The 16067-nt window shown below is 56.3% G+C and carries 14 protein-coding genes and 3 tRNA genes; all 17 read right to left on the bottom strand.

What is annotated here, in order from left to right:
- Positions 1-7 precede the first annotated feature (7 nt).
- The 17 genes from CBB62_08370 to CBB62_08290 all read right to left on the bottom strand — a co-directional run bounded on the left by CBB62_08370 (position 8) and on the right by CBB62_08290 (position 16042).
- Positions 8-1024: an NADH-quinone oxidoreductase subunit H gene (locus CBB62_08370; GenBank protein ID OUT42280.1), complete on the bottom strand. Its 1017-nt coding sequence runs from the start codon at positions 1022-1024 to the stop codon at positions 8-10.
- Entirely contained in the window at positions 1017-3092 is a 2076-nt protein-coding gene (locus CBB62_08365; GenBank protein ID OUT42279.1) for an NADH-quinone oxidoreductase subunit G, read from the bottom strand. The genes CBB62_08370 and CBB62_08365 overlap by 8 nt, the downstream gene beginning before the upstream one ends.
- A 9-nt stretch (positions 3093-3101) precedes the next feature.
- A complete protein-coding gene (locus CBB62_08360) occupies positions 3102-4403 on the bottom strand; it encodes an NADH-quinone oxidoreductase subunit F (protein ID OUT42278.1) in 1302 nt (433 codons plus the stop codon).
- 12 nt (positions 4404-4415) lie between these two features.
- On the bottom strand, positions 4416-5027 hold the full coding sequence (locus tag CBB62_08355) for an NADH-quinone oxidoreductase subunit E (protein ID OUT42277.1): 612 nt from the start codon (positions 5025-5027) through the stop codon (positions 4416-4418).
- A 2-nt stretch (positions 5028-5029) separates the two neighbouring features.
- Positions 5030-6247 carry an NADH-quinone oxidoreductase subunit D gene (locus CBB62_08350; protein ID OUT42715.1) on the bottom strand — a complete coding sequence of 406 codons (1218 nt, stop codon included), beginning with the start codon at positions 6245-6247 and terminating at the stop codon, positions 5030-5032.
- Positions 6248-6257: 10 nt separating this feature from the next.
- A complete protein-coding gene (locus CBB62_08345; GenBank protein OUT42276.1) occupies positions 6258-6950 on the bottom strand; it encodes an NADH-quinone oxidoreductase subunit C in 693 nt (230 codons plus the stop codon).
- Positions 6951-6956: 6 nt separating this feature from the next.
- A complete protein-coding gene (locus tag CBB62_08340) occupies positions 6957-7529 on the bottom strand; it encodes an NADH-quinone oxidoreductase subunit B (GenBank protein ID OUT42275.1) in 573 nt (190 codons plus the stop codon).
- Between the two features lie 54 nt (positions 7530-7583).
- Positions 7584-7961: an NADH-quinone oxidoreductase subunit A gene (locus CBB62_08335; protein OUT42274.1), complete on the bottom strand. Its 378-nt coding sequence runs from the start codon at positions 7959-7961 to the stop codon at positions 7584-7586.
- A gap of 285 nt (positions 7962-8246) precedes the next feature.
- Positions 8247-8323: transfer RNA gene (locus CBB62_08330), tRNA-Asp, on the bottom strand.
- A 126-nt stretch (positions 8324-8449) separates the two neighbouring features.
- Positions 8450-8525 (bottom strand) — tRNA-Val (locus CBB62_08325).
- Positions 8526-8612: 87 nt separating this feature from the next.
- Complete coding sequence (locus CBB62_08320; protein OUT42273.1) at positions 8613-8885, bottom strand: DNA-binding protein HU; 273 nt, start codon at positions 8883-8885, stop codon at positions 8613-8615.
- Between the two features lie 161 nt (positions 8886-9046).
- Positions 9047-11458: an endopeptidase La gene (locus tag CBB62_08315; protein ID OUT42272.1), complete on the bottom strand. Its 2412-nt coding sequence runs from the start codon at positions 11456-11458 to the stop codon at positions 9047-9049.
- A gap of 276 nt (positions 11459-11734) precedes the next feature.
- On the bottom strand, positions 11735-13027 hold the full coding sequence (locus tag CBB62_08310; protein OUT42271.1) for an ATP-dependent protease ATP-binding subunit ClpX: 1293 nt from the start codon (positions 13025-13027) through the stop codon (positions 11735-11737).
- Positions 13028-13141: 114 nt separating this feature from the next.
- Positions 13142-13792: an ATP-dependent Clp endopeptidase, proteolytic subunit ClpP gene (locus CBB62_08305; protein ID OUT42270.1), complete on the bottom strand. Its 651-nt coding sequence runs from the start codon at positions 13790-13792 to the stop codon at positions 13142-13144.
- A 266-nt stretch (positions 13793-14058) separates the two neighbouring features.
- Positions 14059-15423: a trigger factor gene (locus tag CBB62_08300; GenBank protein OUT42269.1), complete on the bottom strand. Its 1365-nt coding sequence runs from the start codon at positions 15421-15423 to the stop codon at positions 14059-14061.
- Positions 15424-15565: 142 nt separating this feature from the next.
- Positions 15566-15650, bottom strand: a tRNA-Leu gene (locus tag CBB62_08295).
- 137 nt (positions 15651-15787) lie between these two features.
- Entirely contained in the window at positions 15788-16042 is a 255-nt protein-coding gene (locus CBB62_08290; protein ID OUT42268.1) for a hypothetical protein, read from the bottom strand.
- Positions 16043-16067: the final 25 nt, after the last annotated feature.

The following is a 16067-nucleotide window of genomic DNA, read 5'->3' as shown; positions in this document are numbered from 1 at the left end:
CTCCTTCTTATGCCGGCAAGCTATCGGTGGCGACGAGGATACCGGCAACAACCAGTACCCAGAGCAATGAAAACGGCAGGAACACCTTCCAGCCGAGACGCATCAGCTGGTCATAACGGTAGCGCGGCAGGGTTGCACGCACCCAGAGGAACACGAACAGACAGAATGATGTCTTGAGCGCGAACCAGATGATGCCGGGGACCAGATTGAACGGCGCGAAATCCATGCCGAACGGTGGCAGCCAGCCGCCGAGGAACAGCACGGTGGTAATACCGCTCATCAGGATCATGTTGGCGTATTCACCGAGGAAGAACAGCGCGAAGCCCATAGCCGAATATTCGACGTGGAAACCGGCCACGATCTCACTCTCACCTTCCGGCAGGTCAAACGGTGCCCGGTTGGTCTCTGCAAGGCAGGAGATGAAGAACACGATCAGCATCGGGAACAGCAGTACCCACATCCAGAACGGACGGTCGGCAAGCACGATTTCCTGCAGGTTCAGTGAACCGGTGCAGAGCAGCACGGTCACGATCACCAGACCGATGGACACTTCGTAAGAGACCATCTGGGCCGCTGAACGCATAGCACCGAGGAAGGCATAGACCGAGTTGGATGCCCAACCGGCCATGATCACGCCATAAACACCGAGGGATGAGATGGCGAAGAGATACAGAACACCGACATTGATGTTGGCCAGTACCCAGTTCTCATCAACCGGGATCACCGCCCAGGCAACCAACGCGAGGAAGAAGGTCAGCATTGGCGCCAGCACGAAGATCAGGCGGTTGGCACCGCTCGGGATGATGATCTCCTTGGACAGCAGCTTGACGCCATCGGCAATCGGCTGCAGCAGGCCAAATGGACCGACCATGTTCGGCCCCTGACGCAGCTGCGCCGCACCCAGCACCTTGCGCTCGGCATAGGTGAGATAGGCAACAGCCAGCAGGATCACACCAACGATCAGCGCGATATGCCCCAGCATCCAGGCACCGGGGATAACGTATGTAGTGACAAAATCAGCCATCTGTACCGGTCCTTGAAGCGGTATCGGGACGTTCACCCTTCACGATCTCGGCAACGCAGGCCGCCATGGTGTCGGACGCGCGTGAGATAGCACAGGTTTGGTAGAAGTTTTCAATCGCCACACCGAATGGCGCATCACTGACCGCACCTTCCGTGCCAAATTTGGCAGGCTTGGCAACCAGTGGCGTATCAATCGCGGCAAAGGCCGGATAGGCTTCCATCAGTGCCTTGCGAACAGCGCCATGGCTGTCATAAGGCAGCGTCTTGCCCAGCACTTCCGACAGCGCCCGGACAATGGTCCAGTCCTCACGGGCATCGCCCGGCGGGAACACGGCGCGGCGGGTCGACTGCACCCGACCTTCCATATTCATGTAGATCGCGGTCTTCTCGGAATAGGCCGCGCCCGGCAGGATCACATCGGCCTTGCCGGCAACCTTGTCGCCATGATGGCCCTGATAGATGACAAAGGCGTTGTCCAGCGGCTCAACCGGCATTTCATCCGCTTCAAGCAGATAAAGTGCCTTAACCTTTTTCGCTGAAACATCGGCCATCAAATCATTGAAACTGCGGGCTTTATCCGCAGGCGCAAAGCCGAGGCTCAGGGCCCCTACCCGTGCAGCCGCAGTATGCAGAACGCTGATACCGTTCCAGCCTTCACGCACCATGCCGTAGGTATCGGCCAGCTTGGCGATCTCGGCCTGTACGGCTAAACCGTCATCACGGCGGAAGGCCGCCATGCCGACAATAACCAGCGGGTTCTTGGCATCCTTCAGCGCCTTGGCGAAATCACCGTTACCGGCAATCACATCGGCCAGGGTCTGTGGGCCAGCGCCCAGATACTGATACGGATAGGTCAGGTTTTCCTGTACCCCGATCATGCCGACCGTCAGGCCACCCTGCAGGTAACGCTTGCGGATACGGGCATTGACCAGCGGAGCCTCAACGCGCGGATTGGCACCGACGACGAGGATCACATCAGCCTGTTCAATTCCGGCAATGCTGCTGTTGAACAGGTAACCGGCAGGTACGGTCGGATCGAAATTCGCGCCATCCTGACGGCACTCAAGATTGCTGGAGCCAAGCGACGCCATCAGTTCCTTCAGCAGGAACATGGTTTCGGCATCGGCCTGATCACCGGCAATCGCCGCGATCTCGTCACCCTTGACGCCATCAAGCCCCTTGCGGATTGCCTCGAAGGCTTCCGGCCAGTCAACCGGCTGCAGCTTGCCGTCAATCCGGACATAAGGCTTGTCGAGACGACGCTTTTTCAGGCCGTCACAGGCATAGCGGGTCTTATCGGAAATCCATTCCTCGTTCACATCCTCATGCAGACGTGGCTGAACCCGAAGGATTTCAGAACCGCGCGCATCCATGCGGATATTCGAGCCGACAGCATCGAGCACGTCGATGGTCTGGGTCTTCTTCAACTCCCATGGACGGGCATTGAAGGCATAGGGTTTGGAGGTCAGCGCACCGACCGGGCAAACATCAACCAGATTGCCGGAAAGCTCGGTGGAGATAGCCTTTTCGATATAAGGCCCGATTTCGGAATGCTCGCCACGACCGGTCATGCCCATTTCCGGCACACCGGCAACCTCATCGGCAAAACGCACACAACGGGTGCAGTGAATGCAGCGGGTCATCACGGTTTTTACCAGTGGTCCCAGATACTTATCCTGCACTGCTCGCTTGTTTTCTGCAAACCGGCTGCGGTCGAAGCCATAGCCCATGGCCTGATCCTGCAGATCACACTCGCCGCCCTGATCACAGATCGGGCAATCAAGCGGGTGGTTGATCAGCAGCATTTCCATGACGCCGTTACGCGCCTTTTTCACCTTCTCCGACCCGGTTAGCACCTTCATGTTGTCACCGGCGGCCATGGCACAGCTGGCAACAGGCTTCGGCGCGCCCTCGAGTTCGACGAGGCACATCCGGCAGTTTGCCGGGACCGACAGACGGTCGTGGTAACAGAAGCGCGGAATTTCCACGCCAACCTGTTCACAGGCCTGAAGGATCGACGTACCGGGTTCGACTTCGACCTCGATACCGTTGATGGTTAGCTTTGGCATAATACAGACCTACTCGGCTGCGACCGCCGGACCGGACTCGGCCTGACGGCGATACTCATGAATTTTACGTTCCATTTCCGGGCGGAAATGGCGGATCAGACCCTGAATAGGCCAACCGGATGCGTCACCATGGGCACAGATGGTGTGCCCTTCGATCTCGCTGGTAACATCGAGCAGCATGTCTATTTCTTCGATCTTGGCATTGCCGCTCGCCATGCGCTGCATCACCCGGTACATCCAGCCGGTGCCCTCACGGCACGGGGTGCACTGGCCACAGCTCTCATGGGTGTAGAAGCGCGACAGACGGGCAATCGCTTTCACGATATCCGTGGATTTATCCATGACGATCAGACCGGCAGTACCAAGACCTGATTTCTGCTCACGCAGGCTGTCAAAGTCCATCAGCACAGTATCGCAGATATCTTTCGGCAGGCACGGGGTTGATGACCCGCCGGGGATAACCGCCAGCAGATTGTCCCAGCCACCACGGACACCGCCCGCGTGCTTCTCGATCAGTTCCTTCATCGGAATGCCGAGCTCTTCCTCAACATTACAGGGCTGGTTCACATGACCGGAGATACAGAACAGCTTGGTGCCGTGGTTCTTCGGACGGCCCAAGCCGGCAAACCACTCGCCGCCACGACGCATGATGGTCGGTGATACAGCGATGGTCTCGACATTATTGACCGTGGTCGGGCAGGCATAGAGACCGGCCATTGCGGGGAATGGCGGCTTGTTGCGCGGCTGGCCCTTCTTGCCCTCAAGACTTTCGATCAGTGCGGTTTCCTCACCGCAGATATAGGCCCCTGCCCCGCGGTGCAGATAGACGTCGAAGTCCCAGCCGGAACCGGCAGCGTTCTTGCCCAGCAGACCGGCGGCATAGGCTTCCTTGATCGCGGTAACGATGGCCGAGCCTTCGTTATAGAACTCGCCGCGAATGTAGATATAGGCCGCATGGGCACCCATGGCGAAACCGGCAATCAGCGCACCTTCGATCAGCTTGTGCGGCTCATGGCGCATGATCTCCCGGTCCTTACAGGTACCGGGCTCGGATTCATCGGCATTGATCACGAGGTAATGCGGACGGTCGCCGATTTCCTTCGGCATGAAGGACCACTTCATACCGGTCGGGAAACCCGCACCACCACGACCACGCAGGCCGGAGGTCTTCATCTCCTCGACAATGGCCTCGCGACCCTTGGCGATGATATCCTTGGTATTGTCCCAGTCACCGCGCTTCTTGGCGGATTCCAGATCAGCGCCAAGCCAGCCATAGATATTGGGGAAAATACGGTCTTTATCCTGCAGCATGGTATCTGTCGCCTACTCTGCCGGTGCCAAATCTTTAAGGGTGGTCGGGCCCGATGCCGCCATGGAGCCGGTACGCCCCTGCTGTGAGCCAACCTTGACCTCGTCACCCTTCGCAAGCTTGTCGAGCAGCTGCTCCATCAGCTCCGGGGTCAGGTCTTCGTAATAATCGTCGTTGATCTGTACCATCGGCGCATTCACGCAGGCACCGAGGCATTCGACTTCCTTGATCGTGAACAGCCCGTCTTCAGTGGTCTCTTCAACGCCAACGCCGAGCTTCTTCTTCACGCCGTCGAGAATATCGTCCGAACCGCAGAGCATGCACGGCGTGGTGGTGCAGAACTGGAGCAGGTATTTCCCGACCGGCGCGAGGTTGTACATGGTGTAGAAGGTGGCAACCTCGAATACCCGGATTTCAGGCATATCGAGGATTTCCGCAATCTTGACCATGGCCGCTGTTGGGATCCAGTTGTCATGCTGGCGCTGTGCCAGATCGAGCAGCGGCATCACCGCGCTCTGCTGACGGCCTTCCGGATAGCGGGAGATGATCTCCTTGATCTTCTCCTGATTCTCCGGCGTGAACTCAAAGCTCTTGGGCTGATCCACATGTTTGGGTGGGGTCGCCATAATCATCGGTCAATTTCTCCGAACACGACGTCAAGGGAACCGATAATTGCCGGCACATCCGCCAGCATATGGCCCTTCGACAGTAAATCCATGGCCTGCAGATGCGCAAAACCCGGCGCGCGGATCTTGCAGCGGTAAGGCTTGTTGGTGCCATCGGTTACGAGGAACACACCAAATTCGCCCTTTGGTGCCTCGACCGCGGTGTAGGTCTCACCAGCCGGGACATGATAGCCCTCGGTATAGAGTTTGAAGTGGTGGATCAGCGCTTCCATCGACTTCTTCATCTCGCCGCGTGGTGGCGGCGCAATCTTGCGGTCATCGACCTTGACCGGGCCGGATGGCATTTTCTCAAGGCACTGCTTGATGATCCGGACACTCTCGCGCATCTCGGCCATACGGACCAGATAGCGGGCGTAACAGTCGTTGGTGTGCCCGATCGGAACGTCGAACTCGACCTCGTCATAGACATCATAAGGCTGCGACTTGCGCAGATCCCATGGCAGACCGGCACCACGGATCATCGGGCCGGTAAAGCCCCATGCCACCGCCTCTTCCTGGGTACAGACGCCGATATCAACGGTACGCTGCTTGAAGATACGGTTCTCGGTCAGCAGGTTGTCGAGATCATCGATGAATTTCGGAAACTCATCCATATAGGCGCCGATATCCTCGGCCAGCCCTGCAGGCATATCCTGATGCACACCGCCGGGGCGGAAATAGTTGGAGTGCAGACGCGCGCCACAGACACGGTCATAGAACGCCATCATCTTCTCACGCTCTTCAAAGCCCCAGAGCGCTGGCGTCAGCGCACCGATATCGAGGGCGAAGGTCGTGATGTTCAACAGGTGGTTCAGGATACGGGTGATTTCCGAGAACAGCACCCGGATATACTGGCCACGGCGCGGCGCGGTAATGCCGAGCAGTTTCTCGACCGCCAGCGCATAGGCATGTTCCTGACACATCGGCGAGACGTAATCGAGCCGGTCGAAATACGGCACTGCCTGAATGAAGGTCTTGTATTCGATCAGCTTCTCGGTGCCACGATGCAGCAGGCCGATATGCGGATCGGCGCGTTCAACAATCTCACCGTCCATTTCAAGGACGAGACGCAATACGCCGTGGGCCGCAGGGTGCTGCGGGCCGAAGTTGAAGGTATATGGCTTGATCCGGGTTTCATCGGCAGCGCCGCTTGAGGCCGGGCTCAGGGTTCCTGATTGCATGTTCATCGGTTCAGGCTCCCTTCTCTTCTGATGGTTTTTCGCCGGTAAACGGCTTCAGGGCTTTCTCATCACCCGGCAGCTGCACATCGGTCATGGCTTCCCATGGGCTGAGGAAGTCGAAGGTGCGGAAATCCTGGGTCAGTTTTACCGGCTCATAGATCACGCGCTTCTGCTGTTCGTCATAACGCATCTCGACAAAACCGGTCAGCGGGAAGTCCTTGCGCAGCGGATGGCCCTCGAAACCATAATCGGTGAGAATCCGGCGCAGATCGGGATTGCCGTCAAAGAAGATGCCATAGAGGTCCCAGCACTCACGCTCGAACCAGCCTGCCGCAGGATGAATACCGACGATGCTCGGCACGGCTTCATCATCATTGGTCCGCAGTTTTACCCGGACACGATGGTTATGCTTCATGCTCAGCAGATTGTAGACCACCTCGAAACGCGGGTCTTCCGACGGGTAATCAACCCCGCAGAGATCAATCAGCTGGGTACAGAGGCAGTTCTGGTCATCGCGCAGGAAGCTGATGACACCAAAGACATCCCGAGGGGCGACGACCAGCGCCAGCTCGCCCTTCTCAATCGATGATTCGATCAGCCTGTCACCGAATGAGTCGACGAGATAGTCGAGCAGTTCGGCAAGTGGTCCCTCGACCTTTGCCTCTGCCTCTTCGGTATCCGCTGTTGCTTGTTCGTCTGACATGATCGCTTACCGGAATAGAGGAGTGTCGTCGCGGCTGATCTTCTTCTGCAGTTGCAGAATGCCGTAAACCAGCGCTTCGGCGGTCGGCGGGCAGCCGGGAACATAGATATCGACGGGAACAATCCGGTCGCAACCACGCACAACCGAATAGGAATAGTGATAATAGCCGCCGCCATTGGCACAAGAGCCCATGGAAATGACCCAGCGTGGCTCCGGCATCTGGTCATAGACCTTGCGCAGCGCCGGGGCCATTTTGTTGGTCAGGGTACCGGCAACGATCATCACATCTGATTGCCGTGGGCTCGGGCGCGGGATAACCCCGAACCGGTCGAGGTCATAGCGACTCATATAGGCGTGGATCATCTCCACCGCACAGCACGCAAGGCCAAAGGTCATCGGCCAGAGCGAACCGGTACGCGCCCAGTCGACCAGCTTTTCCATATTGGCGACAACAAAGCCCTTGTCCTGCAGCTCGTCTGTCGCTGCCTGTATCAGGGCATTCTGCGCCGCACCGGGCGGCAGGCCGCGACCGTCGGTTGAAATCGCCTGTGCGGGCTGAATGATCGATGAATTACTCATGTATTCCGCCTTGTTACCTCAATGACCGAGTAACGTTGAAAACTGCCTGAAGGCTCACTCCCACTCGAGCGCGCCCTTCTTCCACTCATAGACAAAGCCGATGGTCAGGATGGTCAGGAACGAGACCATGGACCAGAAACCGAACATGCCGATCTGACCGAGGGAGATTGCCCAGGGAAACAGGAATGCGACCTCAAGGTCGAAGATGATGAACAGAATCGCAACGAGATAGTAGCGCACGTCGAACCGGGTCCGGGTATCGCCAAAAGCATCGAAACCGCACTCATAGGCCGAGACTTTTTCCGCGTCCGGCTTCTTCACCCCAACCAGATATGACAGGCCGTAAGCAGCACCGGAAACGACGATTGAGATTACGAGGAACACCAGAATTGGCAGATATTCCAGTAATAGAACGTTTAGTTCGGGATCCATGATCCAGGCTCTCGTTTCTATTTATCAACAGAACCGGGCGCCAGCTTGACGTTCAGGCCCCGGAAGTTCGCATGGCATACGCCTTAAGACAGGCGCTAGCAAATGAATATGCGCGGGCAGGCTAAAAACCAAGAGGGTCTGGCAGCGCTGCACCGCGACAAAGCGAAGCTATAATGATTCTAAATACCACTGCAAGGGTGTTCCACCCCTGACCGGCATCAGGCAACAAAAAAGCACGCCTGAGTGTATCAGCGTGCTGTTTGACGTTCGGTAAACGAAAGAAAATGGCGCGAGTGACGGGACTTGAACCCGCGGCCTCCGGCGTGACAGGCCGGCGCTCTAACCAACTGAGCTACACCCGCGCAGGCGATGATCTTGTTTAACCTCGTTCATCGCGAGGGCCATTACCTACGTCGCACATTGCGCTGTGTCAACGACGATTAGCAGGTGAATTGCGATTTTTTTGATCGGCTTTTCATCCGGGTGGATGGTGGGCGGTACTGGGCTCGAACCAGTGACCTTTCGGGTGTAAACCGAATGCTCTCCCAACTGAGCTAACCGCCCAAAATTTCCGGCCGTAAATTCTTCGTGGGGTGTACCACTAGAACCTACGGCCGGGCAATATGCGTCGCGTAAAAAAACGCTAATTTATTAGTTAACGGCTTCTTTAAGGCCCTTACCAGCTTTGAACTTAGGCTGGTTGGAAGCAGGGATCTTGATGGTTTCGCCGGTACGTGGGTTGCGGCCTTCAGAAGCGGCACGCTTGGTTACCAGGAAGGTACCAAAACCAACGAGGCGGACTTCGTCACCTTTTTTGAGTGCATTGCTGATTACGTCAAAAACGGCTTCAACGGCTTTGGCAGCATCGGCCTTGCTGAAATCACCAGCTGTCGCAACTTCTGCGACCAGTTCGTTCTTATTCAATTTAGGGGCCCCCTTTTGAGGTCATGAAGAAATCGGTCGGGCTTTTATACGTGAGATATAAAAGCCCGGAAAACCGCGGCGGAGTGTAGTGCTGGCCAACCTGCTCGTCAAACCAAACTAACGAAAATTATCCACCGAATCGTGCAGTTTTCCGGGATTTTTTAGTGTCTGACCACTTCCGAGGGGTCATTTCCATCAGTTGCAGGTGGAACTGACTCTTTATCGAGCTCTGAATCGTCCCATTCGATGGGTTCAACAGGTCGAGTCAAAGCGTGTTTCAGAACCTCATCGACAGTGCTGACCGGGATGATTTCCAGACCGCTTTTCACGTTGTCCGGGATATCGCGCAGGTCCTTTTCATTGTCGATCGGGATCAGCACGGTTTTCAGCCCGCCGCGCAGTGCTGCCAGCAGTTTCTCCTTCAACCCGCCAATCGGCAGAACCCGGCCACGCAGGGTAATCTCACCGGTCATGGCGATATCCCGACGGATCGGAATCTGGGTCAGCACGGAGACTATTGAGGTAATCATGGCAACACCGGCCGATGGACCATCCTTCGGCGTCGCCCCTTCCGGCACGTGAACGTGAATGTCCCGCTTCTGGAACAGGGTCGGCTTGATACCGAATTCATGGCTGCGTGATTTGGCGAACATTTCAGCTGCCTGAATTGATTCGCGCATCACATCACCGAGCTTGCCGGTCATGGTCACCTTGCCCTTGCCCGGCAGCACCACTGATTCGATGGAGAGCAACTCGCCACCAACCTCGGTCCAGGCCAGACCGGTGACGACACCGACCAGATCATCCTCCTCGGCAACGCCGAAGCGGTAGCGCGGAATACCGGCATATTTCTCGAGGTTGCGCTTGGTGATCGACATCTTGTCGAGTTTCTCGATCAGGATTTCCTTCACCGATTTACGGCAGAGATTGGCAATCTCGCGCTCGAGGTTACGCACCCCGGCTTCCCGGGTGTAACGGCGGATGATCTCGCGCAGCGCCTCGTCGGAAATGCTGAACTCGCCGTCTTTAAGGCCATTGGCTTCCATCTGCTTGGTCAGCAGGTATTTCTTGGCGATCTCGATCTTCTCGTCCTCGGTATAGCCGGGGATACGGATGATCTCCATCCGGTCGAGCAATGGCTGTGGCATCCGCAGGGAATTGGCCGTGCAGAAGAACAGGACATTGGACAGATCGTAATCAACCTCGAGGTAATGATCGGCAAAGCTGGTGTTCTGCTCGGGATCGAGCACTTCCAGCAGCGCGGATGACGGATCACCGCGCCAATCGGCACCAAGCTTATCAATCTCGTCGAACAGGAACAGTGGGTTGTTGGACTTCGCCTTCTTCATGCCCTGAATGATCTTGCCGGGCATGGAGCCGATATAGGTCCGGCGGTGACCACGCACCTCGGCCTCATCCCGGACACCGCCCAGAGACATGCGCACGAAATTACGACCGGTCGCCTCGGCGATTGACTTGCCGAGCGAGGTTTTACCAACACCGGGCGGGCCGACGAGACAGAGGATCGGGCCCTTAACCTTGTCCATGCGTTGCTGCACGGCAAGATATTCGAGAATCCGGTCCTTGACCTTGTCGAGGCCATAATGGTCGCGGTCGAGAACTTCCTGCGCCAGCTTGATGTCCTTTTTCACCTTGGTCTTCTTCGACCATGGAATAGAGACCATCCAGTCGAGGTAATTGCGGACAACCGTGGCTTCAGCAGACATCGGGCTCATGGATTTGAGCTTTTTCAGCTCGGCCATGGACTTCTCGCGCGCCTCTTTCGGCATCTTGGCTTTTTTGATGCTGTCTTCGAGTTCGGCCAGATCATCCCGGCCCTCTTCGCCCTCGCCCAGCTCCTTCTGAATCGCCTTCATCTGTTCGTTCAGATAGTACTCGCGCTGGGTTTTCTCCATCTGGCGTTTGACGCGGGTGCGGATACGCTTTTCAACCTGCAGCACGCCGATCTCGTTTTCCATCAGCGCATAGACGCGCTCAAGGCGATCGGCAATCGACCGGATTTCGAGCAGCTCCTGCTTCTCGACAATCTTCAGAGACAGGTGCGAGGCAACCGTATCGGCAAGCTTGCTCGGCTCCTCGATCTGATTGATCGAGACCAGTACTTCCGGCGGGATTTTCTTGTTCAGCTTGATGTATTGCTCGAACTGGGAAACCACCGCGCGGGACAGCGCCTCCAGCTCACGGTCGGTATCATCCTCATCGGGCAGCATTTCGATGCCGGCCTCGAAGAAGTCGTCATTATCGGAAAAATCTGTCACCCGGCAGCGTTGCGCGCCCTCAACCAGCACCTTCACGGTGCCATCGGGCAGTTTCAGCAGTTGCAGGATCGTGCCGACGGTACCGATGTCGAACAGGTCCTTCGGCTCCGGATCATCCTGCGCGGCATCACGCTGGGTCAGCAGCAGGATCTGCTTGTCATCAGCCATGACATCTTCAAGTGCCCGCACGGATTTTTCCCGTCCGACAAAAAGCGGCACGATCATATGCGGGAAAACAACGATATCGCGGAGCGGCAAAACCGGGTATTGGGCCGCAGCCGATGGATCGCTCATGAACAAAAACTCCAGATTGGGCTATCGGGAAAGGCCAGCCATAAGGGCCAAGCCTCGATCATAGTTTGTTACGCAGGTTATGGAATGGCTAATTCCATGAAATATTCTGTCATCACCATCATAGCTGGTGAAAAACCCATGAGAAGTTAAATGGCGGTGCCTGCCTGACAGTTCAAGTAGCGCCGTGGTTTCGACAACCCAGTATGGCCTTGACGCGACACAAAAAAGGCGGCCAAGGCCGCCTTTTCCAATCAATTCTGCTTGCCTGCGGCAGCATTACGACGCGCTCGACGCCGCCTCATCCTTTTTATCGGAATAGATGTAGAGCGGCTGGCCGTCCTTGTTCACCACATCCTTGTTGATGACGATGGATTCGACATCATCAAGGCCGGGCAGATCGAACATCGGATCAAGCAGGAAGCTCTCCATGATCGAGCGCAGACCACGAGCACCGGTTTTGCGCTCGATTGCCTTACGGGCGATTTCCTTAAGCGCATCTTCCTTGAACTGGAGATCGATTTTCTCCATCTCGAACAGGCGCTGGTATTGCTTGACCAATGCGTTCTTCGGCTCGCTGAGGATCTGAACCAGTGCATCCTCATCGAGATCTTCAAGGGTCGCGATCACCGGCAGACGACCAACAAATTCAGGGATAAGACCGAATTTCAGCAGATCTTCCGGCTCAAGCTCACGCAGAACATCACCGACGCGTCGCTCTTCCTCATCCTTCACATCGGCACCGAAACCGATAGAACTGCCCTTGTGGCGCTGGCCGATGATCTTGTCGAGACCGGCAAAGGCACCGCCGCAGATGAACAGGATATTGGTGGTGTCAACCTGCAGGAATTCCTGCTGCGGATGCTTGCGGCCACCTTGCGGCGGAACCGATGCAACCGTACCTTCCATGATTTTCAGCAGGGCCTGCTGGACACCCTCACCCGATACGTCACGGGTGATCGAGGGGTTGTCAGACTTGCGGCTGATCTTATCGACCTCATCGATATAGACGATGCCGCGCTGGGCCCGCTCGACATTGTAGTCGGCAGCCTGCAGCAGCTTCAGGATGATGTTTTCCACGTCCTCACCGACATAACCGGCTTCGGTCAGGGTGGTGGCATCAGCCATGGTGAACGGCACATCAAGGATGCGGGCCAGGGTTTGCGCCAGCAGGGTCTTACCGGAACCGGTCGGACCGATCAGCATGATGTTGGATTTCGCGAGCTCGACTTCTCCACCCTTGGCGCTGTGAGACAGACGCTTGTAGTGGTTGTGAACCGCAACTGACAGAACCCGTTTGGCGTGGCTCTGGCCAATCACGTAATCATCAAGCACAGCCTTGATGTCACGTGGCGTCGGAACCCCGTCCTTCGCTTTGACCAGCTGGGTCTTGTTCTCTTCACGGATAATATCCATGCAGAGCTCAACACACTCATCACAGATAAAAACCGTCGGGCCAGCAATCAGCTTGCGCACTTCATGCTGGGACTTCCCGCAGAACGAGCAGTACAGCGTATTCTTGCTGTCGCCGCTGCCGCCACCGTTTGTATCGTCGCCTGATGATTTTGTCATCTTAACTCCCAGACGCTATCGCGCCCTCATCACCGGAAAATCGGTGGCCGGGTCAATCCCGACCACATCAATCATTACCACGCTTCACGGCTGGATCAACCATCCGATTGCGCATTAATCCTTCTTGCCGGACTTCTTGTCGTCGCCGTTATCTTCAGCAGATGGCAGCGGATGGCTGGTAACCACCTCGTCGATAAGGCCGAATGCTTTTGCCTCATCCGGGTCCATGAAGTTGTCACGCTCCATGGCTTCCTCGATAACGCCGAGTTTCTGACCGGTATGCTTCACATACATATTGTTAAGGCGGGCCCGGGTTTTAAGTATCTCCTTGGCCTGAATTTCAATATCCGTCGCCTGACCCTGCGCACCGCCTGATGGCTGGTGGATCATGATCTTGGAATTTGGCAGGGCAAAACGCTTGCCCGGCGCACCCGCGGTCAGCAGCAGTGACCCCATGGACGCAGCCAGCCCCATACAGACGGTCGAGACATCGCACTTGATGTACTGCATGGTGTCATACATCGCGAGACCGGCGGTCACGATGCCGCCCGGCGAGTTGATGTAGAAGGAGATATCCTTCTTCGGATTCTCGGATTCCAGATACAGCAGCTGGGCACAGATCACGGACGCAACCTGATCGTGAACCGGACCGGTGAGGAAGATAATCCGCTCTTTCAGCAGGCGGGAATAAATGTCAAAAGCCCGCTCCCCACGGTTGGTCTGCTCCACCACCATCGGGATGAGGGAATTCATCTGCGTATCCATATTAACCTCTGTGATGTCCCGGCTTTCCGGATTTCAGGCTCCGGACAGGACGCTACGGAATTCTTTATACTCACGACAATAATGCGCCTGCCCCCCTGTGCAAGCTTGTGGTTCGTTAAATCACGAATTTTTTTACGTTTGCCTGTGCATCATCCGCAAAGAGTATGAAAAAAGGGTTCACGGCAGTGCCAGTGAACCCTTTTTTCAACTCAATTAACCAGAATCAGCGGCTGAAAGATCAGTCGACCCGACCGCTGTTTCCAAACTTAGTGGTCGTGATCGCAATCAGGGCCGTGAACGTGGCCTTCTTCCTGATCAGGGTCCTGTGCCAGCTCTTCCGGGGTCACCTTCTTGTCGGTGATCTTGGCCAGCTCGATGATGTAATCGACGACCTTCTCTTCAAACAGCGGTGCGCGCAGTGATGCGAGTGCTTCAGGCTGCTTCTGGTAATACTCGATTACCTGTGCTTCCTGACCCGGGAAACGACGTGCTTCATTGAGCATGGCGCGGGTGATCTCGTCCTGGGCGACCTGAATATCGTTCTTGGTGCCGACTTCGGACAGAACCAGACCAAGGCGCACGCGACGCTCGGCGATTTCCTTGTACTCGGCCTTCAGTTCGTCATCAGACTTCTTGGCATCTTCACCGGTCAGGTGGCCGTCTTTCTTGGCCTGTTCAATCTGGGCCCAGATCTGGTTGAATTCGTTCTCAGCCATGCGTGGTGGCACGTCGAAGCTGAACTCACCGGCCAGCTTGTCGAGCAGATCACGCTTCAGACGGTTGCGGCTGAGCTGATCAAATTCAGACTTGAGCTGGTCCTTGACCGCCTGTTTCAGGTCAGCGACGTTTTCCTTGCCGAATGACTTGGCGAGTTCGTCGTCGATCTCGGGAGAGACCATTTCCTGAATGTTCTTGATCTTGACCTCGAAGACCGCAGCCTTGCCCGCCAGTGACTGCTCACCGTAATTTTCCGGGAAGGTCACATTGACGGTCACATCGTCGCCGATATTGGTGCCGATGAGCTGGTCTTCAAAATTGTCGATGAATTTGCCGCTGCCGAGCTCCAGCTCGAAATCATCGGCCTGCATGCCGGGACGGCGCTCGCCATCAACAGAACCGTCAAAATCGATGGTGACGAGGTCACCTTTCTTCGACTTGCGCTTGCGCTTCAGGTCCTGACCGCGCTTGTTATTGGCGGTGATGCGCTCAAGGGCATCATCAACCTGCTTGTCATCAGGCTCGGCAACCGGACGCTCAAGCTTCAGTTTGCTGAAGTCGATCAGTTCAAACTCAGGCAGCAATTCGATGTTGAGGGTATACTCAAGATCGGTGCCTTCCTCGAACTTCACATCCTCGACGGACGGGCTGGCCGCAGGGCGCAGTTCGTTGTCCTGAATGGTTTTGCTGGCGGCATCATTGACGGCCTGCTCGACCACTTCACCCATGACGCTCTGGCCATAGCGGCGGCGCAGCATGTTGAGTGGCACCTTGCCCGGACGGAAGCCCGGCATTTTGACTTCCTTGCCCATTTCCTGAAGGCGGGTATTGACCCGGCTCTCAAGGTCGGCGGCAGGAATTTTTACGCGATATGAGCGGCTCAGGCTGTCGCTGGCGGTCTCGGTAACTTGCATGTGTAAATCTCGAAGCTGGTCTAAGGGTGGCTGCATCATCGTCAGGATCGGTCAGCCCGGTTCTCTGCTGTGGGCTTTTGCAACATTGGACGCAGCGCGTCCAGCGTTTTTCCCCGAAATCTGTTGATGTCCGGTATATATATGGTGCGGGCGGAGGGACTTGAACCCCCACGGCCAAAGCCACTGGTACCTAAAACCAGCGCGTCTACCAATTTCGCCACGCCCGCAACATGAAGCCGGGTGTTAGCATAGGAAGCCGGGAAATTTAAAGAACGAAAAGGCCCGGGCAATAATCTGCCAATAAAATGGCGGGCCTTATCGAAACCAGCCTGATCCGGTCACCTGATCCGGCCACCAGATCCAGTCAGGCGCGGGCCATGCCCGAGAACATGCCCTGAAACGCTTCGAGCGCCAGCGTTCGGCGGTCGGTCTGTTCGATCCGCCCATGGCGCTGCAGACAATATCTGAACTGGACATGGGGAATGCCGGAGGCATCCCGGGTCATGGCGACAACTTCCGCCGTCTCGGTCAGACTGCTGCAGAGATTGCGCTCATAATGGCAACCGATCTCGACCGCCGGGTATTTTGGGCTTTTAGTTAAAATTTGCAGGAAACTCATCTTTTCCCACCCTTCACAAACAACA

Source organism: Micavibrio sp. TMED2, from assembly GCA_002168225.1.
Lineage (GTDB): Bacteria > Pseudomonadota > Alphaproteobacteria > TMED2 > TMED2 > TMED2.
Note: the sequence above shows the minus strand (reverse complement) of the source record. Positions and strands in the feature narration are given on the sequence as shown.

Excerpts from the sequence above, each read along its gene's own strand:
- CBB62_08370 (OUT42280.1), bottom strand. The coding sequence starts at position 1,024 with ATGGCTGATTTTGTCACTACATACGTTATCCCCGGTGCCTGGATGCTG.
- CBB62_08365 (OUT42279.1), bottom strand. The coding sequence starts at position 3,092 with ATGCCAAAGCTAACCATCAACGGTATCGAGGTCGAAGTCGAACCCGGT.
- CBB62_08360 (OUT42278.1), bottom strand. The coding sequence starts at position 4,403 with ATGCTGCAGGATAAAGACCGTATTTTCCCCAATATCTATGGCTGGCTT.
- CBB62_08355 (OUT42277.1), bottom strand. The coding sequence starts at position 5,027 with ATGGCGACCCCACCCAAACATGTGGATCAGCCCAAGAGCTTTGAGTTC.
- CBB62_08350 (OUT42715.1), bottom strand. The coding sequence starts at position 6,247 with ATGCAATCAGGAACCCTGAGCCCGGCCTCAAGCGGCGCTGCCGATGAA.
- CBB62_08345 (OUT42276.1), bottom strand. The coding sequence starts at position 6,950 with ATGTCAGACGAACAAGCAACAGCGGATACCGAAGAGGCAGAGGCAAAG.
- CBB62_08340 (OUT42275.1), bottom strand. The coding sequence starts at position 7,529 with ATGAGTAATTCATCGATCATTCAGCCCGCACAGGCGATTTCAACCGAC.
- CBB62_08335 (OUT42274.1), bottom strand. The coding sequence starts at position 7,961 with ATGGATCCCGAACTAAACGTTCTATTACTGGAATATCTGCCAATTCTG.
- CBB62_08315 (OUT42272.1), bottom strand. The coding sequence starts at position 11,458 with ATGAGCGATCCATCGGCTGCGGCCCAATACCCGGTTTTGCCGCTCCGC.
- CBB62_08310 (OUT42271.1), bottom strand. The coding sequence starts at position 13,027 with ATGACAAAATCATCAGGCGACGATACAAACGGTGGCGGCAGCGGCGAC.
- CBB62_08305 (OUT42270.1), bottom strand. The coding sequence starts at position 13,792 with ATGGATACGCAGATGAATTCCCTCATCCCGATGGTGGTGGAGCAGACC.
- CBB62_08300 (OUT42269.1), bottom strand. The coding sequence starts at position 15,423 with ATGCAAGTTACCGAGACCGCCAGCGACAGCCTGAGCCGCTCATATCGC.
- CBB62_08290 (OUT42268.1), bottom strand. The coding sequence starts at position 16,042 with ATGAGTTTCCTGCAAATTTTAACTAAAAGCCCAAAATACCCGGCGGTC.